Annotated in this window: 21 protein-coding genes; 17 read left to right on the forward strand and 4 right to left on the reverse strand. The window is 38.3% G+C overall.

Going from position 1 to position 24,823, the window contains the following annotated elements:
* Positions 1-31 precede the first annotated feature (31 nt).
* A complete protein-coding gene (locus EHR07_RS16885; protein ID WP_135746129.1) occupies positions 32-2,449 on the forward strand; it encodes a hybrid sensor histidine kinase/response regulator in 2,418 nt (805 codons plus the stop codon).
* On the opposite strand, the gene EHR07_RS16890 is transcribed toward EHR07_RS16885, so the two are convergent.
* Complete coding sequence (locus tag EHR07_RS16890) at positions 2,446-3,066, reverse strand: response regulator transcription factor (RefSeq protein ID WP_135746130.1); 621 nt, start codon at positions 3,064-3,066, stop codon at positions 2,446-2,448. The genes EHR07_RS16885 and EHR07_RS16890 overlap by 4 nt on opposite strands.
* Positions 3,067-3,254: 188 nt before the next feature.
* On the opposite strand from EHR07_RS16890, the gene EHR07_RS16895 reads away from it, so the two are divergent.
* The 5 genes from EHR07_RS16895 to greA all read left to right on the forward strand — a co-directional run bounded on the left by EHR07_RS16895 (position 3,255) and on the right by greA (position 8,830).
* Complete coding sequence (locus EHR07_RS16895; RefSeq protein WP_135746131.1) at positions 3,255-3,725, forward strand: cyclic nucleotide-binding domain-containing protein; 471 nt, start codon at positions 3,255-3,257, stop codon at positions 3,723-3,725.
* Between the two features lie 165 nt (positions 3,726-3,890).
* Complete coding sequence (locus tag EHR07_RS16900) at positions 3,891-4,127, forward strand: DNA-binding protein (RefSeq protein ID WP_002975368.1); 237 nt, start codon at positions 3,891-3,893, stop codon at positions 4,125-4,127.
* Positions 4,128-4,138: 11 nt separating this feature from the next.
* Positions 4,139-4,855: a flagellar filament outer layer protein FlaA2 gene (gene flaA2, locus EHR07_RS16905; RefSeq protein WP_015680398.1), complete on the forward strand. Its 717-nt coding sequence runs from the start codon at positions 4,139-4,141 to the stop codon at positions 4,853-4,855.
* Positions 4,856-4,871: 16 nt separating this feature from the next.
* Entirely contained in the window at positions 4,872-5,858 is a 987-nt protein-coding gene (gene flaA1, locus EHR07_RS16910) for a flagellar filament outer layer protein FlaA1 (protein ID WP_135746132.1), read from the forward strand.
* Between the two features lie 206 nt (positions 5,859-6,064).
* A complete protein-coding gene (gene greA, locus EHR07_RS16915; protein WP_135746133.1) occupies positions 6,065-8,830 on the forward strand; it encodes a transcription elongation factor GreA in 2,766 nt (921 codons plus the stop codon).
* Here greA and EHR07_RS16920 read toward each other — a convergent pair.
* Complete coding sequence (locus EHR07_RS16920) at positions 8,803-10,614, reverse strand: M23 family metallopeptidase (RefSeq protein ID WP_135746134.1); 1,812 nt, start codon at positions 10,612-10,614, stop codon at positions 8,803-8,805. The genes greA and EHR07_RS16920 overlap by 28 nt on opposite strands.
* A gap of 123 nt (positions 10,615-10,737) precedes the next feature.
* Between EHR07_RS16920 and EHR07_RS16925 the strand changes: the two genes are divergently transcribed.
* From EHR07_RS16925 to EHR07_RS16955, 7 genes are all read left to right on the forward strand, one after another.
* Positions 10,738-11,289 carry an LPS assembly lipoprotein LptE gene (locus EHR07_RS16925; RefSeq protein WP_135746135.1) on the forward strand — a complete coding sequence of 184 codons (552 nt, stop codon included), beginning with the start codon at positions 10,738-10,740 and terminating at the stop codon, positions 11,287-11,289.
* Positions 11,290-11,353: 64 nt separating this feature from the next.
* Positions 11,354-11,791, forward strand: a complete 438-nt coding sequence (locus tag EHR07_RS16930; protein ID WP_051012788.1) for a Fur family transcriptional regulator — start codon at positions 11,354-11,356, stop codon at positions 11,789-11,791.
* Positions 11,791-12,906, forward strand: coding sequence for a tRNA guanosine(34) transglycosylase Tgt (tgt, locus tag EHR07_RS16935; RefSeq protein ID WP_135746137.1), 1,116 nt, complete (start codon positions 11,791-11,793; stop codon positions 12,904-12,906). The genes EHR07_RS16930 and tgt overlap by 1 nt, the downstream gene beginning before the upstream one ends.
* A gap of 93 nt (positions 12,907-12,999) precedes the next feature.
* Positions 13,000-13,335: an STAS domain-containing protein gene (locus EHR07_RS16940; RefSeq protein ID WP_002975418.1), complete on the forward strand. Its 336-nt coding sequence runs from the start codon at positions 13,000-13,002 to the stop codon at positions 13,333-13,335.
* Between the two features lie 65 nt (positions 13,336-13,400).
* Positions 13,401-14,819 (forward strand): lipoprotein LipL71, encoded by a 1,419-nt coding sequence (locus tag EHR07_RS16945; RefSeq protein WP_135746138.1) that lies wholly within the window; start codon positions 13,401-13,403, stop codon positions 14,817-14,819.
* Positions 14,820-14,890: 71 nt separating this feature from the next.
* On the forward strand, positions 14,891-15,754 hold the full coding sequence (nadC, locus tag EHR07_RS16950) for a carboxylating nicotinate-nucleotide diphosphorylase (protein ID WP_135746139.1): 864 nt from the start codon (positions 14,891-14,893) through the stop codon (positions 15,752-15,754).
* Positions 15,754-17,808: a RelA/SpoT family protein gene (locus EHR07_RS16955; RefSeq protein WP_135746140.1), complete on the forward strand. Its 2,055-nt coding sequence runs from the start codon at positions 15,754-15,756 to the stop codon at positions 17,806-17,808. Before nadC ends, EHR07_RS16955 begins: the two co-directional genes overlap by 1 nt.
* Here the strand turns inward: EHR07_RS16955 and EHR07_RS16960 are convergent.
* Entirely contained in the window at positions 17,798-19,126 is a 1,329-nt protein-coding gene (locus EHR07_RS16960; protein ID WP_135746141.1) for an alpha-amylase family protein, read from the reverse strand. The genes EHR07_RS16955 and EHR07_RS16960 overlap by 11 nt on opposite strands.
* 54 nt (positions 19,127-19,180) lie before the next feature.
* Between EHR07_RS16960 and EHR07_RS16965 the strand changes: the two genes are divergently transcribed.
* The 4 genes from EHR07_RS16965 to EHR07_RS16980 are packed head-to-tail and all read left to right on the forward strand — an operon-like array spanning position 19,181 to position 24,430.
* Positions 19,181-21,028 (forward strand): extracellular solute-binding protein, encoded by a 1,848-nt coding sequence (locus tag EHR07_RS16965; protein WP_208739821.1) that lies wholly within the window; start codon positions 19,181-19,183, stop codon positions 21,026-21,028.
* 9 nt (positions 21,029-21,037) lie between these two features.
* Positions 21,038-22,120: a hypothetical protein gene (locus EHR07_RS16970; protein ID WP_135746143.1), complete on the forward strand. Its 1,083-nt coding sequence runs from the start codon at positions 21,038-21,040 to the stop codon at positions 22,118-22,120.
* 3 nt (positions 22,121-22,123) lie between these two features.
* The gene (locus tag EHR07_RS16975) at positions 22,124-23,674 is read left to right on the forward strand and encodes a hypothetical protein (protein ID WP_135746144.1); all 1,551 of its coding nucleotides are present in this window, start codon (positions 22,124-22,126) and stop codon (positions 23,672-23,674) included.
* A 9-nt stretch (positions 23,675-23,683) separates the two neighbouring features.
* Entirely contained in the window at positions 23,684-24,430 is a 747-nt protein-coding gene (locus EHR07_RS16980; RefSeq protein ID WP_135746145.1) for a purine nucleoside phosphorylase YfiH/LACC1 family protein, read from the forward strand.
* Here EHR07_RS16980 and EHR07_RS16985 read toward each other — a convergent pair.
* The gene (locus tag EHR07_RS16985; protein ID WP_004785265.1) at positions 24,411-24,821 is read right to left on the reverse strand and encodes a response regulator; all 411 of its coding nucleotides are present in this window, start codon (positions 24,819-24,821) and stop codon (positions 24,411-24,413) included. The genes EHR07_RS16980 and EHR07_RS16985 overlap by 20 nt on opposite strands.
* Positions 24,822-24,823 lie beyond the last annotated feature (2 nt).

Consider the following 24,823-nt stretch of genomic DNA (forward strand, 5'->3'; position numbering starts at 1 on the left):
GATTTGAGTTTTTCGAAATTCCTTGTAAGGTTTGGACGTGGCACGTATCCCATTTTTATCCCTTCCCCAACTCTTCATTTTACCTTTTTTACTTTCTGTTTTCATCCAATGTAACCGTTCCATCCCCACCTTAGGCCCGGCTAAGACCATAACGAAAGGGGTGCTTGATCTTTCCCAGGAAGACCCAAAAACTTTGGATCCATTCCCATTAGCGGGGGAGTGGGATGCGTTTCCTGGAGAACTTCCTGAAACAGAAGAAGAGTTCCTGGCCCTTGAAAAGAAGGAACCCACAAGACTTGCGGTTCCTGCCTATTGGGTAAATCAAAACCTACCGGCACATGGGTATGTCACTTACCGTTTGAAATTGAAGGTAAACGAACCAATTAACTTAATGTTTTACCTAAGAGAAACTTCTTCGGCTTACAGAGCTTACTACTATAATGCGGAAAGGGGGCTTGTTTTACTTGGTCAAGCGGGGAAGGTATCGAAAACCAAAGAAGGATCTGTTGGTTATTATTTAGAAACAGCTCGTTCTTTACGAGCCACTCCTTCCACAGTCATCTACTTACAAATTTCCAATTACCTTTACTCTCGTGGTGGTCCTTATTATTCCCCTGTGCTCGGTGAAGTGGGAAAAACACTATTATACTTAAGATTCAAAGAGAGAAAAAAAGCATTTTTCTTTGCCACCTTTTTGGTCCTTGCCATCTCTCACTTATTTCTTTTTATCCATCGTAAAAAAGACAAATCTCCGCTATGGTTTTCTTTACTTTGTATTTCCTGGCTCATTCGCATTTTACTCTTTGATCGAGTGTCTAGAGATTGGTTTGTTGCCTCTGATTGGCTCGAGATGCTTCAGATTCGATTGGAATACATTGCATTTTGTGGGATTCAAATCTTTAGTCTTTTGTTTTTTTTCCAAAACCAAAGAAACTTTTTTCCGGATAAATACAAAAGGTATCTTTTATTACCCATTTTAATTGAGTTTTTGGTGATAGCTACGACTCCGTACGCTGTGTACACAAAACTTCTCATCTTTAGCCAGACGTATATGGCTTTCATTCTTTTCATTGCTTTGATTGCGGCGTTCCGTTCTTGTTTGCAAAGAGAAACTAGATACATTGGAAGTATTATTTTATTTGGGACAGTTGTCATTCTGTCTGCAACCATCTACGACTCTGTTGTTTTTTTTAAACGTTGGGACTTGCCCATGCTCACGGAACTAGGGTTTGCCATTTTTTGTATGTGCCTTGCCATCGTGATTTCGAAACAAAATGCGCATACTTGGGAAACTGCCGAATACCTAACACTAAATTTACGAAAAGAAGTAGAATGGAAAACCTTAGAACTCAAAAAAGAAAAAGAAAAGGCTGAAAAAACCGGAGAACTCAAAGATAAATTTATCTCCATTGTTTCTCATGATATCCGTTCTCCACTGTTTGGAATTTCTTCTGTTTTTAATTTACTTACCGAATCTCCACCCTCTCTTTCGCCGGAAAGGGCCAAACAAGTATTAGGGGAGGCTTCCACAGGCCTTAAAAACATCCTGAGTATGGTGGAGGAGCTCATCAAATACTCAAGGTTCCAAAACGCATCGGTATTTCCCGATTACCAACTTTTTGATTTTCGCCAAATCACAGACCAGCTCATCGAACGAGTCCAAGAGATGGCTGGTCCCAAAAATATCTCTATCATCACTCATATGGAAGAGTCTTCTATTGGGATTGGCGATCCCAACTTAATTGAACATTTGATCTGGAATTTACTCACCAATGCTGTGAAATTCACAAAAGAATCGGGAACGGTCGAAATCTCTTTAACTGAATCCAATAAACATTGGAGTTTAAAAGTGATTGATACGGGGATTGGTATGCCTAGGTATTGGGCCGACCATATTCTGGAAGAAGGATTTCTTTTTGTTCGAAAAGGTACAGCAGATGAGATGGGTGCGGGTGTGGGTCTTGCCTTTTGTAAAGAAGTGGCAGAGCGTCACGGTGCCGAACTCATAGTCCAGTCCGAAGAAGACAAGGGAACCTCTGTAGAGTTATTACTACCTAATTTTGAGAAAATAGTTTTGGTTTTAGACGATAATCCTGGTTACCGAAAACAAATTCGAAAAGTTTTAAAAGATCTACCTTGTATTCTCTGGGAGGAAGAATATCCCGACCATGCCCTTCTTTCTGTAGGTAGATTGAAACCTGACCTCATCATCGTGGACTATTCTATGCCAGAAAAAACAGGGATCGATTTTTTACGTGATTTGTATTCCAACTCAGAAATGGAAGAAATCCGTTCTCTCCTTGTTTCTAGTTCCCATACAGATCCTAACACTGGTTATAAACTAGAAACAACAGTGATTGAAATCGGTGGAGATGCTTTTTTAACAAAAACATCTCCTGATGAAAAGTTGGTAGAACTCGTAAAAAAATTGTTAGATCTAGAAACCTAGATTAACATTTGTTCTTTTGCCCGGCCGATGAGTTCGGCCACAGTTTTTGCATTAAAACGGTCTTTGAGTCGGCCTACATGGTATTCCACAGTTCGTTTGGAAAGACCAATTTCTGTTCCAATTTCTTGGTAGGTTTTTCCATGGCCAAGCAGGGTCAAAATTTGTTTTTCCTTTTTGTTTGCCACTTTCCCGTCTTGGGGTTTGCGGTTGAAACTGAGTTTTAGGTTTTTGGAATAAACAGTTTTTCCGGAAGCAATTTCATTCAGGTTTTTGGTAAGGCTACTTAAGTCATCGCTTTTCAAAAGATATCCGTCTACACCGGCCTCAATCGCAGAATGAACAATCGGTTGTTCATCGAGCATGGTGAGGGTGACCACTTTCAAGTGGGGATGATCCTTTTTCCAATCCTTCACCATATTGAGCACGTTCTCACCCGGAATTCGCAAATCGAGGAGAACAAAGTCAGGCCTAGTATCATTTAAGAGAGGGGCAATTTGAGATGAATGTTCCGCCTCTCCCACGACTTCAAAATCAGCCGAAGAGTTCACAACATGTTTTACGCCGACGCGAGTGACTGCGTGGTCTTCGACCAGTAATACCTTTTTTTTAGGTGTCATAAATTTCCCTTTTTATGGAACCAGGAACCATTTTGTCCCTAGCGTTTCCCCCTAGTAGACGAGGAGAATTGAAAATATTAGTACTATTCCGTTCCGTTTGTCCATAAAAAATCGTGGGTCTATCTACTTAATTTTCTCTTGCAAATTCGTTAAATTCCCCCATTTTCAGAGAAATCCTAGGAGTATGAATGAATACTAAAGTAGAGAGTCTCAAAAAAATATATCTCTTCCAAAAGTTAAACCAAGACGAACTGTTACACATTGCCGAAAAAATCCGGGAAGTCCACCTACCTCCTAGAAATGTTTTGTACGATATGGGGGAGGAGGCTGAGTCCATGTACATTGTGAAGTATGGAACTTTGCAAATTTCCACAGCGACTAGCCACGGAGACGACGTAAACCTCATCACTCTCGGGGAAGGGGACCATTTTGGGGAATTGCCTTTTTTTGATGATGAAAAACGGTCAGCCAAAGTAGAAGCCAAAGAAAATTCCGAACTTTATGAACTTCGTTACGCCGATTTGAAAGATATGTTTTCCAAAAACAAAGAAATGGAACTCAAATTTTACAAGGAAGTGACCCATTATTACATTCGCAGACTCCGAAAGTTAACGCATGACCTGGCTTATGCCCGGGAACTTAGGAAACGTTTTGCTTAAAAAGCCTGTCTTCGCATAAGAATAGGCAAAATCGAATCAAATTGAGATTTTTTATCGATCACTATCGAAAAAACCTTTTCCATTCCTCAGTTTCTACTTAATACAGCTAAGGAATGGGTTTTGGATTCCGATACTATTTACGTAGGCAGGGAGAAGGAATGCATGGTGGACCCCGAAATCCTAACCGAGAAGATCGTAACACAAAATAAGACCTTCTTGGTGGATTTGAAGAAAAACCAGGCTGGATTCTACCTGAAAGTATCGGAGTGGTCGAATAGCAAAAAATCCTCGATCTTTCTTCCGGCAGAAGGAATCGATCGAATGATCGAAATCTTGAATCAATTTAAAAGCCGGATATCCGATAATGAGAATACGAAAGACCCGGAGTTAGGAGCCTTTTAGGAGTGAGTTTCATGGGGAAATTAGGAATGACCAAACTGTTGTTAGGCCTCTTCCTTTCAATAGGAATGTTGTACGCACAGGCAGATACTGGCGGACAAAATACAGCTAACACTGCAAATGATGAGGATAGCCCTCTTCGAAAAATCGTTTTAGATGATTTTGAAGAGGCTGAGGATTGGAGAGTCAAAGCTACCACTCCACTCGGAGAAACAAGAACTTTGAAACTCGTTCAACGCGGGCTCATCAAAGATGTATTCGATGAAAAAACCGTTCCAGAAGATGGTGGTGATAAAGTCGAAAAAAACCATATTTTAGGAGTCAAAACACATTTTGCTGCTAAAGGTTTGGATCGTGTGGAATTATATCCTCCTCATGAATACATCATCAAAGGGAAAGTAAGACAAATTTCCGTTTGGGTTCTTGGAAGAAAGTATAGACATACTTTATTCGCAAAATTTAGAGATTATAAAGACGTAACACATAATATCCGTTTGGGTCGTTTGGATTTCTTCGGTTGGAGAAAACTGACAGCGACCATTCCAGGTTTTATCCCTCAAAGTACAAGATTTGCACTTTTAGATAAAAACCTACATTTCGTTTCTCTTTTTGTGACATCTGATGTTCACGAAGTAGCAGGGGACTTTTACTTTTACGTAGATGACCTCCAAGTGAGAACCGACAGATCCGAAGCGAAATACCCTGGATCTGAAATTAAGGACAATTGGTAAGCGGGAGAAAGGAACAATGGAAAACAAAAAAACAAAAATCCTAACATTACTTGCTCTATCGTCCATAGCACTTATTGGTTTTGCACAGGCGCAATACAAAGTTTCTAATGGGGTGGCAACACCAATTGGAAACGATATTGGAGCTATGGAACTCAAAGCCATCACTATCGAATCTTGGGACTCTCCTGTTTCTTCTGCACCTTATGGTTGGGAAGTATTCACAGACAAAGATGGTGTGAATAAAGATGGTACAGGGGACATGAAATACGATGAGAACAACAAGTATTCTCCAGTTCTCAATGACCCTGTAAAATCTCCTCTTGTGATGAGAGAAGTTAAACTAGTTCCTGGAAAACCAGGTGACGTGAAAAACGTAGATGCTGGAAACGCAAAAGTATTGGCAGTAAAATTCCAATTCACTTTTCCAGGAAATAACGTAGTGACCGTTCGTCCGCCGCGTGCTCCAGAATATGAAGTGACTCGTGCGAGACCTTATATCGATGCAGACAACAAAAAGAAATTAGAAAAAGTTTATGGAATTGAAGCTCCAGGAAACGTAAAGGCCATTTCTGTTTGGGTTCTTGGTCGTGGTAACGAATACGATTTAGAAGGTTGGATTGAAGACTACAATGGCAATAGCCATATTTTCCCTTTTGGATCTTTGGACTTCGTAGGTTGGAGACCGCTTCATATCACGATCCCTCCAGGAATCCCACAAGAGGCAAATGCCTTCCCAGCCACTAGAAACTTAATTTTCAAACAATTCAAAATTCGTTCTAGAACCACAACTGGTCCAGAAACAGTTTACCTTTTCTTTGATGAACTCCGTGTCCTTGCAGATACATTCGAAGTTCACTTTGATGGGGCAAACTTAGATTTTGATGAAGAAGACTGTAAGACCAAGGTCAAAATGGAGCAAATGCTTCAGAAGTCTGGTGCCATTTCCACAGGTGCGAAAATTCGCGATTGTGGTGGAAGTAACGGGTCTTCCCAAAATAAGTAGTTTCCTTATTCACTCCAAGGGACTGCCTTTGGGACCAGAAGAACCCAGCCATTCGGCTGGGTTTTTTGGCTTTACAGAATCGAATGGACCTAAAAAATGAACTCTAGGACTGTTCTTTTCGCGGATTCATCGCTAAATTTACCGTAACAACTTTATAGGAACTTTGAACACCCTTTATTGGAAATACGAAGAGGGAGATTCTTTTCATGCCTGATACTATTACCGAAGACAAATCAAACAAAATCGCCGACAACGACAAACTAACACCTCTTTTTAATGAGGAAATTTATGTGCGTGCTGATGCAGGAACGGTTCCCGTTTCTAAATTCAAAATCTTTGACGACGTCATTGATGCATATAAGGCAGAAAATCGTTTAGCAGAAGCTAAACAAAAAATTGAAGACCATTTCAAAGAACATCCTGAGTCCATCTCCGCCAAATACATGTTAATGATCATTTCTTTCATGGAAGATTCCATGGGAGATGCCAATTTGGTGAAGAACATTTTGGATGCTTTTAAAGCTCATGCAAAATGGACTATCATCGAATATATTACTGATTCCATTTTACGATTTGGGGATCATCGACTTGCACTCCGTGTGAAAGCAGAAGCACTTGATAAACTTAAGAAGAATAAAGAACTAAAAACCGTTCTTGAAAAACTCGCAAAACAAGATCGTAAGAACCCTGAGATTGCAAAAAAATATGGTTTTTCCATTATGGAAGAGGACAAACCGAAAGCGATCTCCTATCTCAAACTTGCCGTTGAGATGTATGCCAAAAATAAAGAGTACGTTCCGATGGAGGAAATTTGGCCGACCATCGTTCAAAACAATTATGAAGATGTTGCTTTCTTCGACAAAATGGAACGTATCCTTCTTGGACAAAGAGAAAAAACCAGGTTGGTTGGCCTTCTTTATCCAATTGTTGAACCTTTTAAGGCAATGGAAGACTGGGATCATGTCATCTACTTCTTAAAGAAAATTTTAGAACATGAACCTGCTTCTCAAAAAGCAAGAAACGAACTCATTCGTGCATACAAACAAAAATACGTAGCACATTCACTTCTAGAAGACTTCCTCAAAATGAGTGAACTTGGTAACAACCGTAAGCCGGTTAAACTTTGTATCACTAACTTCGAAAGAAATATCGTTTTTGATACCGGTAACTATGTAATGCATAGAAACTGGGGTGTTGGTAAAATCACTTCTATCTCCCAAACCGGTGATTCTATTTTTGTTGATTTTGAAGAGAAAAAGGATCATAAACTTTCGATCCAAATGGCGATCACTTCCCTCAAACCTTTGAAGAAAGATCATATTTGGGTGCAACATTACGAAGACAAACAAAGTATCAATGCTATGTTTGCTGAGAACTTACCTGAGTTTTTAAAACAACTTCTGAAATCCTATGACAACCGAATGATCATTGGAGACATGAAGAATGAACTCATTGGAACTTTCTTAAAAGCAGATGAGTGGTCTAAATGGTGGGCGAAGGTGAAATCGGTTCTTAAAAAAGAAGCGAACATCGGAATGAATCCTAAGAAAAAGGATGAAGTCGTTTATCATGAAAAACCAATCACTCATGCAGAAACTCTGACTCAAAAATTCCAAGCTACAACTGATGCTAATAAAAAATTAGAAATTGCTATGGAAGCGGTTCGTGATGCTGAGGAAGCGGCAGAAGCTGCTGATTTTTTCATCTCTCATTATATCGAAGAAGAAGCGGCAAGAGATTCTGTTCGAAAACTTTCTGCTTATCTTTATTTAGAGGAAGCTGGTAAAGCTTGGCCAACAGAAGAATTTTCACATAAGATTCGTGAACAAGAACTAGCTACTCTCATCCAATCTCTTTCGAAAGATGACGCTTTAAAAATTTCCAAGGCTTTGGAAAACACGGATATCAAAAAAGGATTTAAAGATCTCATTCGTGAACACCACCCAGAAGCGATTAATATTCTGATTGGACTTCTTTTTGAAGTTCCGGTAAAGGTTAACCGATCGGTTTTCCAAAACTTGGTAGCAGATGAAAAGTTTGCCGAACTCAATTTGTTTGTTGAGACTGTTTGTAATAAATCTAAAGAAAACCCAGAAGTTTTCCTTTGGGTGGCAAAATCGATTCTTTCTCATGCATGGAAGTTTGATTGGTTGAAAGTAAGTGAGGAAGATTTAGTTCTTCGAGTGTTCCGTATTTTAAAACCTCTTGCGAAGATCGAAGACAAAGGCACCAAACTCAAAAACCAAGCAATGGACATTTTGTTTGGTAAGGATAATAGTCTTCTTCGTGACATCTTAACGAACGCAGACGATGAATATGTTCGTAAACTTTTTGCTCTTTTCAAAGAAGTTCCTTATGTAACTGATTTAGAAAAAGACCAACTATATGCTCTTATCAACGAACTAAAACCAAACATTGTTTGGGACGAGTATGATTCAGAAGAAGATGCAGATGATGATCCATTAGCAAACCTTCCAACCGATGTAGTACTTGTGACTCGTCGTGCTTTTAATGCGAAGAAACTTGAGTTTGAACATCTCGTAAACGTGGAGATGGCAGAAAACTCTCGTGATATCGGTGAGGCCCAGGAAAAAGGGGACTTACGAGAAAACGCAGAATACAAAGCAGCGATGGAAAAACAAGCTCAGTTACAAGCGGCCATCAAACGATTGGAAGCAGAGCTTAAAAGTGCAAGGATCCTTGATTTAAGTGATGTCAAATCTGACAAAGTGGGAATCGGAACCACAGTGCGTTTGAAAAACAAACAGACTGGAGAAGTAGTAACGTATTCCATTCTCGGAGCTTGGGATGCGGACACAGAAAAGAATATCATTTCTTATCAGTCTCCACTGGCAAAATCACTTCTAGGAAAACACACTGGAAACGAAGCAACTCTCGTGTTCGGTGCCACCGAAACGGTATACGAAGTATTAGATATTACTCGTTATTCCATGACAGGACAAGAGGCCTGAAGTTCCTCACTCCATCCGCTAGTAGAAATTAAATCTACAAACGGTTCGGAAACATTTCCGGCGAAGTCAAAGGCCTTAGCTTCCAAAAGAAGATAAGGCCTTTCTTTTTGTAGGCTTTTCGGAATGGTAACTCGTATGGCGCGTCTATCGGGATCATACTCATAAGGATAAGTTTGTCCATCGATCGTAAGATCAACACTAGTTCGAAATCCGCTTCCTGTATCTCCCAATACATAATACCTGTCTTCAAAACAATGGTTTCTTACTTCTGGAAGTTCGATATAACGTGCAAGAGAAGTCATAGGAAAAATCGTGGGTGGTGTTTCATCACTTAAAACCATAATGTATCCAAGTTTTGTTAGTCTAAAGCTAAACCCATTTGCTTTTTTCTTATGTGTGATGGATTGGAATTTTCCAATAGAAGAATCATAAAAATAAAGGGATTCTTTGTTTGTTGGCATATAACCAATGTTCCATTCTCCAAGGCCCTCTCCTTTCCAACTCATTTTTTTAGTATCGATTTGGTAGATTTTCCCTTTAAGCGGTAAACCTGTTGGAATTTTAAAAGGAACTTCTTTTTCACTAACTTCCGTCAGAAGTAAAGATCCTTCCCCGGAAACTTCGGTTTTGGAAAAATCTAAAATAATTTTCCCATCATTGGAACTATATTTGTTTCCAGTTCTTTTGTTTTTGGAGAATCGATTTGTTTCCGTTTCATTTTTTTCATGAACCACTTTAAAAAATACGGATGATTTGTTCCCTGTGGCATCTCGAAGCGATAACTCGAGTTGTAATGTTTCTTTGGGTTTGTATCCTTCCAGATCTAAGGAAAAACCTTCTTCTTTAAAGTTTTTTGACTGTTCATACATATGATAAAAATAGACAGGTGGGGCAAGGGAAGACCTGTTGATATCATAAAACTGGTGTTTTTTGGAACCATCTTCGTAAGATAAAAAATCAAAATTACGACTGAAGATTGGTGATCCATTCACAGACAAATCCATTCCATACACATTGTTTTTATTACGGGAACGAATAAAATCATATCCACTCATTCGAAAGCGAATCTTCCCCGTAAGCGGAATGGACTCAAATAACTCACCTGAATCTGTATATAAATCATATTTACCTTTTGTTTTTTCCTTTGCTGTAAGAAGGATTGGATTTTCTAAATGATCTCCTTCCAAATACAAAGAAAGGATGGTGGGAGGAGTGGTATCTTTTTGATGGATTTCTGGAAAGTAAAGGGGATTGATGATTCCTTTTTCGGATCGAAATTCCAAATGAAGGTGAGAAATCCCCGATCCGGATTCTCCTGTTTTACCGAGAGAAGTACCTTTTTTTACAGAAAACATTCCTGGTGTGAGTTTCAGTTGGAATCCGGTTGGATCTCCCATAAGTAGGACCGCTCTGCGTAAAAGTTCTAAATCATACAAACTACCACCAAAGGAATGTAAGTGGGCATATTTGGATTTAACTTTGTATTTTGGATTGTAAAGGTTAAGAGAAAGACCATAACCTGTTTTAGAATAACTGATTTCTTCAATATAACCATCAAACGTAGCTAAGATGCTATGACCATTGAGCCCATAAGATTTAAAATCCGATCCCAAATGTAAATTGTGATTTCGAATTTCGGCAAAGGTTCCTGATACAGGTGAGTAATAGGGAAGGGGAAAACCCACTTCATTTGGGGGAATCTCTGGAATTTTTGATTGGCTTAAAAGGGCCAACGGGCAGAGACATAGCAAAAAAATGTGACGACACAAAGGAGAAAACCTCATGGGAGAATGAGAATCCTCCCACTTCCTTTGTCATGTCTTTCCTGAAATCTAAAGAATTTCCCTTCGTTTCGATTCCCTTGACAAACTAGACTTAGGACCTAAGATGACAGGGAACATTTCACTATGAAACAAGGCATTTTATCCTTACTTATTTTCGCCTTTACTGGTTGTGCCTTTTTATCCAGAGAACCGGGCAGACCTCCAAAAATTGATGGAGTCCCCGTCCCTGATTCCAAACGGATGATCTATATTCAAAATGTGAGAAACAATACCTACTCACCGGGAATGCACACTCGCCTTACCCAAATGATTATGGAAGAAATTGACAGACGAGGAAGGTTTATCACAACCCGTGAAAAAACTCTCGCGAAATACAGGTTGTATGCAGAGATTGTTCACTACCAACAGGTCGGAGATCTTATGGATCTTGCCGACAGACAAATTACCTCGGAACTATTTGTAGTCACTCGGGTGGAGATCATTGAGGCGGAGACGGGAAACAAAATCCCTATGGAACGCAGTGAAATTCCTGGACGAGTTCATTTTTCTACTCAGATTGGATTTCGGGAATCAGAATTGGAAGCTCAGAATCGCCTGCTTCGGGTGATGGCACTTCGAATTGCTGAAGAATCAGAGAGAGCTTGGTATTATTCTCTTTCTGGGAATTTGAATTAGTTGAATCATTAGGAGATAAACCTTGCAAAACGATCCGATTGCCAACGACGACACAAAAAAAGAGATGCTCGCCTTCGAAGAGTATTTGAAAGAAAAAGGTCTAAAGATTACCAACCAACGTTTGTTAGTTGCGCAAAAGATTTTTTCTTCTCACAATCATTTTACAGCCGAAGGTCTTTTGGATGAACTAAAAGACAATAAGGATCGAATTTCCAAGGCTACCATTTATAGAATCCTTGCGATTATGGTTGAAGCAGGATTACTGGAAGAACACGATTTTGGTAAAGATTACAAATACTATGAACATATCATTGGTCATGAACACCATGATCATATCATTTGTATGCAATGTGGTCGTATTGTAGAATTCATCGATGAACGAATTGAAGAATTACAAAACAAAGCTGCTTCTGAAAATGGATTTACCATCACTGGACATAGTTTGAATATTTTTGGTAATTGTTTGAACTTTGCAACTTGCGAACATAAAATCAAAAAATAGTGTCTTCTATTTTTAAAGAAAAATCGAAAGACCCTGGATCTTACGCAAGGACTGGAACACTCATACTTAACGGAGTTCAAATTGAAACTCCTATCTTTATGCCGGTGGGAACCAGGGGTAGTATCAAATCGCTTTCTTCCTCAGACATCGATGAACTAGGTTATAACTTAATCCTAGCCAATACCTATCATTTATATTTAAAACCAGGAAAAGAAGTTTTAGATCACTTTCATGGTCTTAAAAACTTCATGTCTTATAAGAGGGCATTACTCACCGATTCCGGTGGATTCCAGGTATTCAGTTTAGCCAGTCTCTTTAAATTTGAAGATGACGGAGTCAGATTCCAATCTCATATTGATGGAAGCCATCATAAATTCACACCTTCCTCTGTCATAGATATGCAACGTTCCATAGGCTCCGATATCATGATGGTCCTTGATGATTGTGCTCCTTATGGAAGTGATTTAAAACGATTGGAATTGGCTTTGGAGAGAACCCATCGCTGGGCCTTGGAATCCTATCACTATTGGATGGAGAAACCCAATGGACAGAATGTATTTCCGATTGTCCAAGGTGGAGTTAATGAATCCTTAAGGAAACGAAGTTTAGATACATTACAAAATATCGATTTTCCTGGAATTGCCATTGGAGGCCTTAGTGTTGGAGAACCAAGACCGGAATACATTCGAATTTTAGAATGTATGGCACCATTTTTTGACAACGCTCGCCCGAGATATTTGATGGGTGTCGGTACGGTTGTCGATATATTGGAAGGTGTAAAGAACGGAATCGACATGTTCGACTGTGTTCTACCGACAAGAAATGCACGAAATGGGCAAGTATTCACTTCTCAGGGCAAAATCAATTTGCGAAATGAATCACATCGTTTGTCAGAAAGCCCCATTGACCCAGAGTGTGGATGTAAGGTATGTAAAACATATAGCCTTGGCTATATCCGGCATCTACATAAGGTGAAGGAATTGACTGCCTTTTCGCTCTCAACGTATCATAACTTATATTTTATGCAAAGCTTCATGGAAAAGATGCGAAAGTCCATAGAAATAGGCAATTTTCAGGGTTTTTATGACCATTGGAAAAATTTGTTTGGTAGCTAAAATTATTAGGTTGACGTATCTCTTTTTTTTGAATGCAATTGTACCGTCATTTCTACATAGATTGTAGCTTCATTGAGGAGTCTCTAGACACACATGGAAATTACCAGAAGGGAAAAAGATAAAATCGTAGTCCTCGATATTAACGGGGAAATCGACCTTTATAACGCGCCTGAGATCAAGGATGTAATCGCTAAATTGATCGAAGAACAAAAGTATTGCATCGTCATCAATCTCGAGAAGGTATCTTACATCGACTCTTCCGGAATTGGAGCTTTAATTTCAAGTTTGTCCAACTTGAAGAAATACCAAGGTGGGCTGAAAATTATCAACGTAGCAGGTTCTGTTCGTAAGGTATTTGAACTCACTAAGTTAACTTCATTTTTTGAAATTTTTGACAGCGAAGACGAAGCCGTCACAGCTTTTAAGTAACAGGGGAAGCGTATTTGCGCTTCTCTCTTACAAAATCCCCCCGAAGAAACATTAAGGAGTTTGTTATGTTAAGAAAGAAAAAGACAGCGGTCTTTCTCTCTGGATTGGTATTGTTTTCTGTTGGATTCGTTAATTGCGCTCAAGAATTGCCATTAAAAGAACTAGCTCTGGCAAAATCGCAGGTGGAAAGAGCGGAAAGACTTTCAGCAGAAGAATTTGCACCGGAAGAATATTCGGAAGCTAAAAAAAGTTTGGCCTCTGCCAATGAATTTGCAGCTGAAGAGAAAGCATCCGATTCTAAAAAAAGTGCAGACTATGCCATTTCTAAAGCTTATGATGCTTTAGAAAAAACATTACCAAAACTTGCAGCAAAGTCTCGTGAAGAAGCAGTGACTGCCATTGATGCAGCTGACGAAGCTTATGCTTCCGAATACACTCCTGAAGAATTTAAAAAAGCAGTAGCTTCTCGTGATGCTGGGGAAACCAAGTTAGCACAAGCAGATGCAAGCCTTGCCTCTTACCTTCGTGAAGACAAAGATGAAACGGCAAAAGAACTAAAACGTACAGTTGCCTTACAAGAATATGAAGACGCACATAATAGTTTTGTAGAAGCAGCAAAGATCAGCCAAGATGCAAAAAAAGTGGCTCTTGACAGGTCAGGTTCTATGCGCCAATCTGCGGATGAAGTAGATGCATTATTAGAAAAAGCTTATACGTATTCTAAAGGCGGAAATCCTGCCATTGATGAAGAAAAAGCCAAAATTGCTTCGGCAAGAGAAGACATTGAAGCTGGCAGGTTAAAAACTGCTGATGAAAAAATTAAATCTGCTCGTTTAGCTTCCGCAGCACTCCTAGCAGATGCAGTGAAAGACCACGCTAAAAACCGTAACATGCAAGCGCGTGAAGTGGTTGAAGATGCAAATGCTCGGTTTAGCGAATTAAACGCGGAAACTTACCTGAAATCAAATGCAAAAGAATCTTATGCAAGCACTCAAGAAAACCTAGGTGCTTCTAATGAGTCTCTAAAAGCCTCTGAAAATTTATTAGAACAAGAAAAGTTCGATGATTCTATTGCGCAATCAGAAGAAGCCATCCGTTTGGCGGAAATCTCCATTGATCAAATCGAAACTTTAAAAGGGAAAACTACTGTTGCGAAAAAAGATCGTAAAACAGTCGAAAATGATACAACAGCGAACACTACCACTACAACAAATTCCCCAGAAGAGACAACTGACAAAGCTTCTTCTTCACAAGTGGAAGAATTAACTGGTGGTTGGAAACGTTACACTGTAGAAAAATCAAATCCTGCCGATTGCCTTTGGAGAATTGCTGATAGAGAAGATATCTATAATGATGCGAAACTTTGGCCAAGAATTTTTGAAGCAAACCGTAAATCGATTCGTAACAAAAACTTAATTTATCCAAAACAAAAATTAAATATCCCTCCGAAAACAGGGAAAATTGGAAAAGCTCCTAAGGCGTAAACAGGTCTTAGGTGAAAGGAAAAAAAGCTGTCGTAAAGACAGCTTTTTTTTTGTCTAAAAAATAGGAAAATATGATCAGAGGATATACAACACCTGTCACAGAAATTTCAGAAAAAGACTTTGAGGCTCTGGTTACCCTTGCCTTAGAAGAAGATTTGCCTGCAGGAGATATCACTACAGATTCTCTATTCAACTCGAATGAAAGTTGTAAAGCTGAGTTACTTGCCAAAGAAGAAGGGGTTTTGTGCGGACTTGCCGTAATACATTGTCTCATTGGAAAAACCAAAGCGAATGTAAAATGGAAACCAACTCTTTCCGATGGAACAGCCCTTACCAAGGGAGCCGTCATTGGAACTTTGGAAGGATCCCTTGTAGACGTTCTTAAGATGGAAAGAATCCTATTGAATTTTATACAATACCTCTCTGGAATTGCGACAAATGCAAGTAAGGTGACAAAAGAATTTCCCAATCTCCTGATTTTAGATACAAGAAAAACTCTTCCTGGTTATAGAAAACTGGCTAAGTATGCAGTGTATATGGGAGGAGGAGCCAATCACCGCTTAAATTTGTCTGAGATGGCCATGTTAAAGGACAATCATGTCGCAAAAGCAGGATCCATCCAATCTGCTGTACAAATTGTTCGAAATGCTAATCCAGGCAAAAAAATAGAACTAGAAATAGATGGCCTATCGCAGGTTAGTGAAGCTATCGCCTCAAATCCTGATATTATTTTGTTAGATAATTTTTCCGATTCAGATACAGAAAAAGCAATTGAACTCATCAAAGAGAAATCATCAAAAATTCGTATTGAATGTTCTGGTGGGATCACTCCTGATAAATTAAAATTTCTATCTAAATTTCAAGATATAGGTGTGAGTATGGGTTATTTAACTCATACGGTAAAATTTTTAGATATAAGTTTGGACATTAAATAATGGGATTATACCAAGACATCAAAGATAAACAGGAGTTATTTGAAGCGGTCCAAAAACGACTTGGGCCAGAAAAAGCCACATTAATCGAAAAAGCATACCATATTGCCGATAAAATGCACGAAGGACAAAAACGTCTTTCGGGAGAACCTTATATCATTCATCCCATGAATGTGGCTTCCGTTTTAGACGAACTTGGTTTGGATGAACGTGCAATTGCCGCAGGACTTTTGCATGATGTTGTAGAAGATACAAGTTACACTAAAGAGGATATGGCCCGTGAATTTGGGGAAGACATTGCTGCCCTTGTGGAAGGTGTGACCAAAATTTCAGAGATAAAATCTCAATCGAAAGAAACGGAAGCTGCTGAAAATATCCGCAAGATGTTACTTGCAACCATCAAAGATGTGCGAGTGATGCTCATCAAACTTGCTGATAAAACTCATAATGTTCGTACTTTAAAATTCCAACCCGAAGAAAAACAAAAAAGAATCGCAAAAGAAGTTTTGTCTCTCTATGCACCCATTGCCGGCCGTCTAGGTGTTTATAAAGTTAAATTTGAATTAGAAGATTTAGCCTTCCAGTCTTTACATCCAGAAGAATACCAAGAAATCAAAAAACGTGTCTCAGCCAAAAAGTCAGAACGTGATGAATACATTGAAAAAATAAAAATTATCCTCAAACAAAGGTTAGCTGAGATTAGTATTGATGCGCGAATTGAAGGTCGTGCGAAACATTTTTATTCGATTTACCGAAAGATGGTTACTAAAGAAAAATCATTTTCTGAAATTTTTGACCTTCGTGCGGTTCGAATCATCACTAATGAAATTAAAGATTGTTACGGGGTTCTTGGAATCGTGCATACTTTATGGACACCCATTCCCGGTAGGTTCAAAGATTATATTGCCACTCCGAAAACCAATCTTTACCAATCCTTACACACAACTGTATTTGGACCTGATGGTCGACCTATGGAAGTACAAATCCGAACCAAGGATATGAATGCCATTGCAGAAAACGGGGTGGCAGCCCACTGGGCTTATAAAGAGTCAACGAACCTTTCCAAAACCTCCGTCATTTTACAGAATGGTGTGGAAAATGCCTTCCGTATGAAGTGGTTGGAAATTTTGAAATCATGGCAGGATCCAAGCCTTGATTCCAAAGAATTTATGGAGGAATTACAATATGACCTGCATGAAGATGAGGTTTTTGTTTTTACTCCTAAGGGCGAAATCATCGAGATGCCTAAGGGCGCAACAGTTCTCGATTATGCATTCCGAATTCATACCGATGTGGGATTACATGCTCGCGGTGGTAAGGTCAATGGAAGGATGGTTACACTTCGTACGGAATTAAAGTCTGGGGATCAGGTTGAAATCATCACTGAAAAAAGTTCCAAACCATCTCCTATTTGGTTAAGGATTGTTAAAACATCTGGCGCCAGACAGAAGTTACGTGCTTATTTTAGAAAACTACAGGAAGATTCACAAAGAGAAACCATTGGTTCTGTTTTAGAAACACAATCATCTGCGATTGATGAAAACACAATCAAAGAAATCAAAAAAGTAAAAATCAAAAAAACTCATAAAACAAATCCGCACCAAGAAGAATCCAAAGAATTTGGAATTTCTGTTGCGGGTTGGAACGATGTGCCAGTAAGAGTGGCCTCTTGTTGTACGCCCATCCCAGGAGATGAAATCATTGGATTCATCACAAGGGGACGGGGCGTGAGTGTTCATAAAAAAGATTGTACGACGGCAAGTAAACAACTCGAGTGGATGAAAACCATTCCAGTTCGTTGGGAAGGCCCAGGAGAACCCATTCCGATTCAAATCGAAGTGCGTGCCAAAGATGTACAAGGAATTTACTTATCAATGGTGGAATCCATCTCTAGCACAGAAACAAATATTTTGGAAGCAGGGGCATCATCCCATCCCAATGGAACACTCACCGCCAAATTTATGTTAGAAGTGGATCATTTGGACCAACTAAAAGAAATTTTGGAAAACTTACGAATGATCCAAGGTGTAGTTTTTGCGGAAAGAGTTAAAAAATAAACCACTGTGCTTGGTTTGGATTTAATTTAAAATAAATTCCTTCTTCTGATTTTGTCTGTGGGAATTCGACACCTGACACCAGGTCGGTTAGGATAGATTGAAATTGGATTCCTTCTTGGAAGGGAATCCAACCAGAAACTTTTTTATTGGTTTCATTCCATAAGATTAGTTCCGTCTCATCTCCGGTCTGAATGGCTCTGGTAAAAACCGCAGAGCCATTGAATTCTATGTAATTTGGTTGGTAAAACATGCTACTCGAATTTCTTTTGGTAATGGTTTTCATTGCGCGTTTGTAATACATTTCTGTGACCTGATTCGAGTTTTCGGGATCTGTTTGAATCATTTGAACGGGAATTTTTTTGGTCAAACCTAGATTTTGCCCTTCGTGGAATAATAAAATACATTCAGAGAAAGAAAGTAAACTAAAGTAAGTATGGGAATTTTCACCAAATTGGTGTTTGGCTCTTTCTTCGTCATGATTTTCTAAAAAACGTATTTTGGATAATTTTGTATTTTCATTTAAACTTTGAGAGATAAAGTGAAACTGGTTTTCTTTGAGAGTATCGTAAAAAGATTTATCATAAGTGGCATCGAACCCTAAGTCGAGTAACCGATTTTCCATTCCCCAATAGGCTTCTGCATAAAACTTAAAATTTGGATAGTTTTGCCTTACTGTATCAATCACTCGTTTCCAGTCATATACCGATTTTTTTTCATGAGTTTTTTCAAATACATCGGGAAGGAGTAACATTGCCATATCACAACGAACACCATCGCAGACTTTTGCGATTTCTTTTAAAATTTGAATGTGTTTTTTTTCGACATCTGGGTTGGAAAAATCCCATTGAATGGTATCGGTCCATCCGTCAAAATAAGGATCGCGGCCATGAACATAACGATTCCCATTTGCATGCAAAAATGAATTTTTTGCAGAGACCGAATCAGTGGCGATGAGAAATAAATGGGGATCCGATTCGATGAGTGGGGAGTCAATTGCCATATGGTTTGGAACAAAGTCTAAGATTAATTTTTTATTCCATTCATGGATCTGTTTGTATACGTTTGTTAGGTTGTCATTGGCGGAAACTAATGGGTCTGGTGTGTAAGAATAAATCGAATATGGTGAACCGTAGACATCTTCCGCAAAAAGAGGATGTTTGACCGCTAGGAATCCTGGTTGCAGCTCCGGCATTGAACGGGCAATGGATTGAGACTTAGGGCTATTTTTCCAGACTCCCATCAGCCAAATTTCCTCAGCCCATACAAAAGGAAGAGAATCTTTCAGAGAAGAAAGGGCGAATTCGAGAGGTTCTTTCATTTTTGAACAAAAAAGCCTTGAGCCAATCTCGTACAAACGGATTTGATGGAAGGGATGTTTCATAACAAAGTTCAAATATTCAAGTACAGTTCCTCCTTACGCAAGATAGTTTTGTTTAGTTTGACAGGACTTTTATCAATGGCTTTCTTCCTCCATTGTTCGGAAGAAGAGACAAAAGAGTCTATGTCCAAGGTGAATGACCTTCCTTGGGAAGGGGATATGGCTTCTATCCCCACTGCCCTTCGTATGAAAAATCCTGTGGCTGATCCCAAAGCCAAAAAAGGGGGAAGGATTCGCATTTATTCCCACCAGTTCCCAAAATCTTTAAATTATTATCTGGACCAGTTTACAACTACAGCAAGGATTTTTACTAGTTTGTATGAACCGCTGACTGGCTACCATCCGCTGACTTTAGAAACCATTCCTCATTTAGCACGGGATTGGAAAATCTCTCCTGACAAAAAGAAATTTACATTCTATTTGGATCCAAACGCACGTTGGTCGGATGGTAAACCAGTAACTGCAGATGATGTGATTTTTACTTATGATACAATTATGAATCCAAAAAATGGAACTGCAGTGTTCCGTGTTTCCCTATCAAGATTTTTAAAACCTGTTAAATTAGATGACCTAACAGTTGTTTTTGAAGCAAAGGAAGTTCATTGGAATAATTTTAATGACGTTGCATCTTCTATTTTTATTTTACCGAAACATCATTTTGAGGGAAAAGATTTTAATAAGGAGAATATGGAGTTTCCTGTTGTTTCTGGTCCATATAAAATCACTGAAGTTAAAAAGAATCGTTATATTAAATTAGAAAGAAGAGGGGACTGGTGGCAAAGAGCTTATCCTTTCAATACAGGACGAAATAACTTTGATCAGATTGTTTATAAGGTTTATAACGAAGAGGCAGTGGCGCTCCAAGCATTCAAAAAGGGAGATATCGATATTTATCCAGTTTATTCGGCTTATGTTTGGGTGGAAGAAGCAAAAGGGGAACCATTTGATAAAAATTGGATCGCAAAACAAAGGATTTTCAATTTAAAACCCATCGGATTTCAGGGTTGGGCAATGAACTCTAGACGATCCATCTTCTCTGATAAACGAGTGAGAGAAGCAATGAATCTACTTGTCGATCGTAAACTCATGATCGATAAACTTGCGTATGGTGAATATGATCCAACGAATAGTTATTATCCTGATTTTTACTTAGGTGGCGAAAAAAATCCAAACCAACCTACAGAATTCAATATTGAAAAAGCAAGGAAACTTTTGGCAGAGGCTGGTTGGAAACCCAATGCAGAAGGGATATTGGAAAAAGATGGCAAACCATTCCAATTTTCAATTTTAGATAGAGATAAAAAAACTGAAAAGTATTTCACAGTATTTTTAGAAAAAGCAAAAGAAGTCGGAATTCGTGCATCCATTGATACTTTAGATTTGGCGGCATGGAGTGAACGAGTTGATAAATACGATTTTGATATGACCTGGGCTGCATGGGGATCCGGTATATTTAAAGATCCTGAAACACAATGGCTTTCTAAATACGCTGATGAAGAGGGACAACCCAACTTACCTGGATTAAAAATTTCGGAAGTGGATAAACTCATCGAAAAACAAAAAACAGAATTTTCTGTTTCCAAACGAAATGAAATTTTGAAACAAATCGATCGAATTGTTTATAAAGAATATCCTTATGTTTTGTTATGGCATTTACCAAGTACAAGATTACTCTATTGGCAAAAATATGGAGTTCCGAATTTGCCTTTGGGTAAATATGGAGATGAAAGTTTTTCTTCCGACTACTGGTGGTATGATGAAGAAAAAGATAAAAGTTTATCAAATGCAGTTTCGAGTAAGGAAAAATTTTCAGATTACGAAGCGGTTGTTCGTTGGAAGTAGAAATTAAGTATGTCTGAAAAAAAGGGCCCGATCAAGGGGATTCGTGATCGGATTTCCCAACTCTGGAACCAATATCCAAACTGGGGAAAAATCCCCCAGTTTTTGGAGCTTTTGGAGAAAGGTCTCGACAAAGAGTTGTTTGTCGATCCAGATAAAAAAGAAATCCCCATTCCCATTGAGGACCTTCCCGTTGATGAAGTATTACGAAAGTCAGGTTTCTTTCGTAATCTTTATGAAAAACTTTTTCCTGTTTCTCATGTTTTCCGAATCACCTACCGTTATGATCGTGAATTTTTAGATAACTTTATGCCTTTGTCTCAAGGGGGATACATTGGCCGCGGATCTTATAAATTTGTTTATCAACTTCCTTGGAACCAAGTGGTCAAAATTGGAAAGTCCAAGTTACCTTCTGATGCAATTTTTGGATCTTTGTTCAAAGAAGTTGGCAAAGACCTTTCTCGGTTTTTAAAACCGGAAGAGATGGAGTTACGAAATTATTTAAAAAACCAAACCTCTCGTGATTCCAAAAAAGATGAAATCGATTTTAAATTCAAACGTTTGGGTTTAGAAAGATTACATTATTGGAAACTAAAGTCCCTCATCCCCGATTTAGTGGTACCCACTCGTTTTTTTATGGGAATGCGAGTTAGAAATAACCCATTTGGAATTCCCAATGTCACTTTAACACCTTGCGACCAACAACCGTTACTTGCCGGTAAACATTTAAAGGAATTTACCATTCGCAATGAAAAGTTAGACCAAAATCCAATTATGGAGAAACTTTTTCCTAAATGGAAATTGAATTTTGATTCACATAGATTTGGTGTGATTTCCAAATCCAAACTAAAAAAAATTGCAGTAGATTTTAATCGTGTGATCGAAGTGACAAAGTATTTAGCCGAAGAAGAGAAGTTGATCTTTGATATTCATGCAGAAAATATCATCATCACATTACCAGACTTTGAGTTAAAAATTTTTGATTTTCACGTTTTTGATGATTATTTGTATGAACCTTCGGAAGAAAATCCTACTCCAGAGATGGATCACATTCAAATCATTGAAGAGTTTATTAAATCTTTTGAGTTAGATTAATTCATGTTAATGTTTAAACGGAATTTGATTTCTTTTTATATACTTTCTCTAGTTTTTTTTGTTTTTGCATTGTACCAAAGTTACAAGTGGAAATGGATCTGCGATGACGCTTATATCAGTTTTGTTTATGCAAGAAATTTGTATGAGGGCTCTGGACTTGTTTTTAATTTAGGGGAAAGGGTAGAGGGTTATACAAATTTTCTTTGGACTCTTATTCTTTCCTTTGGTTATTTTCTAAAACTGGAACCACAATTTCTTTCTCTATTCCTTGGGATTTTCTTTTATTTGATGACTCTTTTGGTTTTCTTTTATGAAGAGAATCGTATCTCCTTTGGTAAAATATATCCCCTCCTTTTGGTGCATTTGGCATTATTTTTTCACCTTCATATCTTTGCCACTTCGGGATTAGAAACTTCCCTTTTTACATTTTTAGTCTGTTTTGGTTTTCTTTTATGGGAAAAAGAAAATGATTTTCTTTTTTTAGTTTTTTTCCTTTCTGCACTGGTTCGTCCCGAAGGGGCACTTTTTTTATCTTCGGCTTCTCTGGATTGGATAATTCGAAAGAGAAGATGGAAACCAGTTTTATTTGGCTTTTTGTTTTTGGGATTTTTATGTTTTCGTTTTTTTTATTATGATGATATCTTCCCGAATACTTTTTATGCAAAAGGAAATAAGGGAGCCTATTTTTCCCAAGGGATTTATTATCTTCTTTATTTCTTAAAGTCCTATCCACTTTATCTTTTCGTTTTGATCCTTTCTGGAATTCAAATATATAAGACCTTCCTGGATCGAAAAGAATACAGATTCCTTTTTTCCTCAGTTGTTTTATACATCCTTTATGTTTTGTATGTGGGTGGGGATTTTATGGGGATTCGATTTTGGATTCCCATATTGCCATATCTCTCTTATTTGGCGTTTCGGCAGATCCATGAATGGGATATGGATTCTCAAATAGAATCTCAAAAAAAAAATTTATTTTTTAGATTCTATTCTAAAAACCAAGTTCTTGTGGCTTTTTTATTTATTTTATCTACGGCAGTGTATATAGATCCTTTAAAAGTTAAAGAAACTAGAATTCCTGATTGGCATGGAATCGTCGAAGAACGAATGTTTTATGAGGACCATTTGATTCGGACTTCTGGTTATGATACAGATGCACTTTCTGAGTTCCGTGTAGCCTTTTTTGGTGCACAGGCACATTTTATATATTACTTAAGACCTTCTTTTGCGTTTGAAGCGGAATCAGGTTTAACAGATCGCGAATTTGCAAAGAAGAAAGTTGGAACTCGGGGAAGGATTGGTCATGAAGGTGAATTGGACCCAAATGATTTAGTGACTCGTAATATAGAAATCTTACTAGATAATCGTCTTCCTAGTATGTCCTTACCCAATATCCAGTATACTTGGAGAAATATTCCGATTCGTTTTTATGTCAGGGTTTATGATCCAAATAAATTTAAATCACTCTGTGTTCGTAGTGATTGGAATTGCGATGACCTCTTTTTGCAATTCAAGTTGAATCATTGGGATACAAACAAAGTGAGAGTGTTTTAGAAATCGAAAATGGAATTTTTTAAAGAAATCTCGACAGATTATGGAAACATTCAGTATGGAACTGCTGGCAAACCATCCGTGAGTGGTTTAGAAAATGATTTTCCCTCTTATCCCAAAACACCGGAAGTTTGGAAGCTTTATATAGAAAAATGGCTGAGTAAAGAGTGGATTGGTAATTCAAAAGATTTGGTAGTCCTAAACCAAGTGCATGGTGATTCTATCCATCAAGTCAGTACAGATTCACTTAGAGAAGAGGCAAAATCGAACTTCATTTGGGAAGGGGATGGGTTATATACAGATTTACCAAATCAACTGCTTGTGGTTCGCACGGCAGATTGTGTTCCTGTATATTTATTTTCCACAAAACGACCGTTTGTTGCCATCATCCATTCTGGATGGAAGGGCACAAACCTTGGCATTACAGAACGAATGATGGAAAGAGCCATAGAAATTGGTTACGCGCAAGATGAGCTTTATATGGAAATTGGTCCTTATATCCAAGGATCTGATTATGAAGTCGGAATCGATGTGGCAAAATTTTTCTCTGGATTCGGGGAAGAGGTATGTTGTTCCAAGGGAAACGAGAAGTTTTTATTAGATGTGGGACTTGCGATTGAAAAGCGGGTGAAAGAGAGGTTTCCTCGTTTAGGTGGAATCCAAAATTCCCATACGAATGTATACAAAAGCCCTCTTTACTTTAGCCACAGAGCCAAAGAAGAAGGCAGGAATTTAAATTTTATACTTTGGGAATCTTAAGTAAGGTTTCTTTGATTTTTTCTAGAATTTTTTCTCGTTTGATTGGTTTGACAATATAATCCATCGCCCCATTTTCCAAAAGCGCTTTGATCACAGAAGGTGTGTTCTCTTCAGAGATAAAAAGAATCCTTGGAAGAACACCCATTTCTTTCATGTCCCAGAAAGCGGCATAACCGTCGACCTCAGGAAGAAAAATCTCAATGGTGACAAGGTCAATCTGTTGGCGATTGTCTTTGTACATTTGCAAAAGTTCTTTTCCCGTTTCGGCAACTCCAATGATTTTGAAACCTTCCGATTCCAAAATTTGTTGGAGTTGTTTGGATTGAAATTTGGAATTCTCAGCAATGAGAATTTGGTAAGGTCTGCCTGTCGGTCCGATGCCTGTTTGCATAA

It is taken from the genome of Leptospira bandrabouensis (assembly GCF_004770905.1).
In the GTDB taxonomy this organism is placed as follows: domain Bacteria; phylum Spirochaetota; class Leptospiria; order Leptospirales; family Leptospiraceae; genus Leptospira_A; species Leptospira_A bandrabouensis.

Coding starts and splice junctions, on each gene's coding strand:
- EHR07_RS16890 (WP_135746130.1), bottom strand. CDS start 3,066: ATGACACCTAAAAAAAAGGTATTACTGGTCGAAGACCACGCAGTCACT.
- EHR07_RS16895 (WP_135746131.1), top strand. CDS start 3,255: ATGAATACTAAAGTAGAGAGTCTCAAAAAAATATATCTCTTCCAAAAG.
- flaA2 (WP_015680398.1), top strand. CDS start 4,139: ATGGGGAAATTAGGAATGACCAAACTGTTGTTAGGCCTCTTCCTTTCA.
- flaA1 (WP_135746132.1), top strand. CDS start 4,872: ATGGAAAACAAAAAAACAAAAATCCTAACATTACTTGCTCTATCGTCC.
- greA (WP_135746133.1), top strand. CDS start 6,065: ATGCCTGATACTATTACCGAAGACAAATCAAACAAAATCGCCGACAAC.
- EHR07_RS16920 (WP_135746134.1), bottom strand. CDS start 10,614: ATGAGGTTTTCTCCTTTGTGTCGTCACATTTTTTTGCTATGTCTCTGC.
- EHR07_RS16925 (WP_135746135.1), top strand. CDS start 10,738: ATGAAACAAGGCATTTTATCCTTACTTATTTTCGCCTTTACTGGTTGT.
- EHR07_RS16930 (WP_051012788.1), top strand. CDS start 11,354: ATGCTCGCCTTCGAAGAGTATTTGAAAGAAAAAGGTCTAAAGATTACC.
- EHR07_RS16940 (WP_002975418.1), top strand. CDS start 13,000: ATGGAAATTACCAGAAGGGAAAAAGATAAAATCGTAGTCCTCGATATT.
- EHR07_RS16945 (WP_135746138.1), top strand. CDS start 13,401: ATGTTAAGAAAGAAAAAGACAGCGGTCTTTCTCTCTGGATTGGTATTG.
- nadC (WP_135746139.1), top strand. CDS start 14,891: ATGATCAGAGGATATACAACACCTGTCACAGAAATTTCAGAAAAAGAC.
- EHR07_RS16955 (WP_135746140.1), top strand. CDS start 15,754: ATGGGATTATACCAAGACATCAAAGATAAACAGGAGTTATTTGAAGCG.
- EHR07_RS16960 (WP_135746141.1), bottom strand. CDS start 19,126: ATGAAAGAACCTCTCGAATTCGCCCTTTCTTCTCTGAAAGATTCTCTT.
- EHR07_RS16965 (WP_208739821.1), top strand. CDS start 19,181: ATGTTTCATAACAAAGTTCAAATATTCAAGTACAGTTCCTCCTTACGC.
- EHR07_RS16970 (WP_135746143.1), top strand. CDS start 21,038: ATGTCTGAAAAAAAGGGCCCGATCAAGGGGATTCGTGATCGGATTTCC.
- EHR07_RS16975 (WP_135746144.1), top strand. CDS start 22,124: ATGTTAATGTTTAAACGGAATTTGATTTCTTTTTATATACTTTCTCTA.
- EHR07_RS16980 (WP_135746145.1), top strand. CDS start 23,684: ATGGAATTTTTTAAAGAAATCTCGACAGATTATGGAAACATTCAGTAT.
- EHR07_RS16985 (WP_004785265.1), bottom strand. CDS start 24,821: ATGCAAACAGGCATCGGACCGACAGGCAGACCTTACCAAATTCTCATT.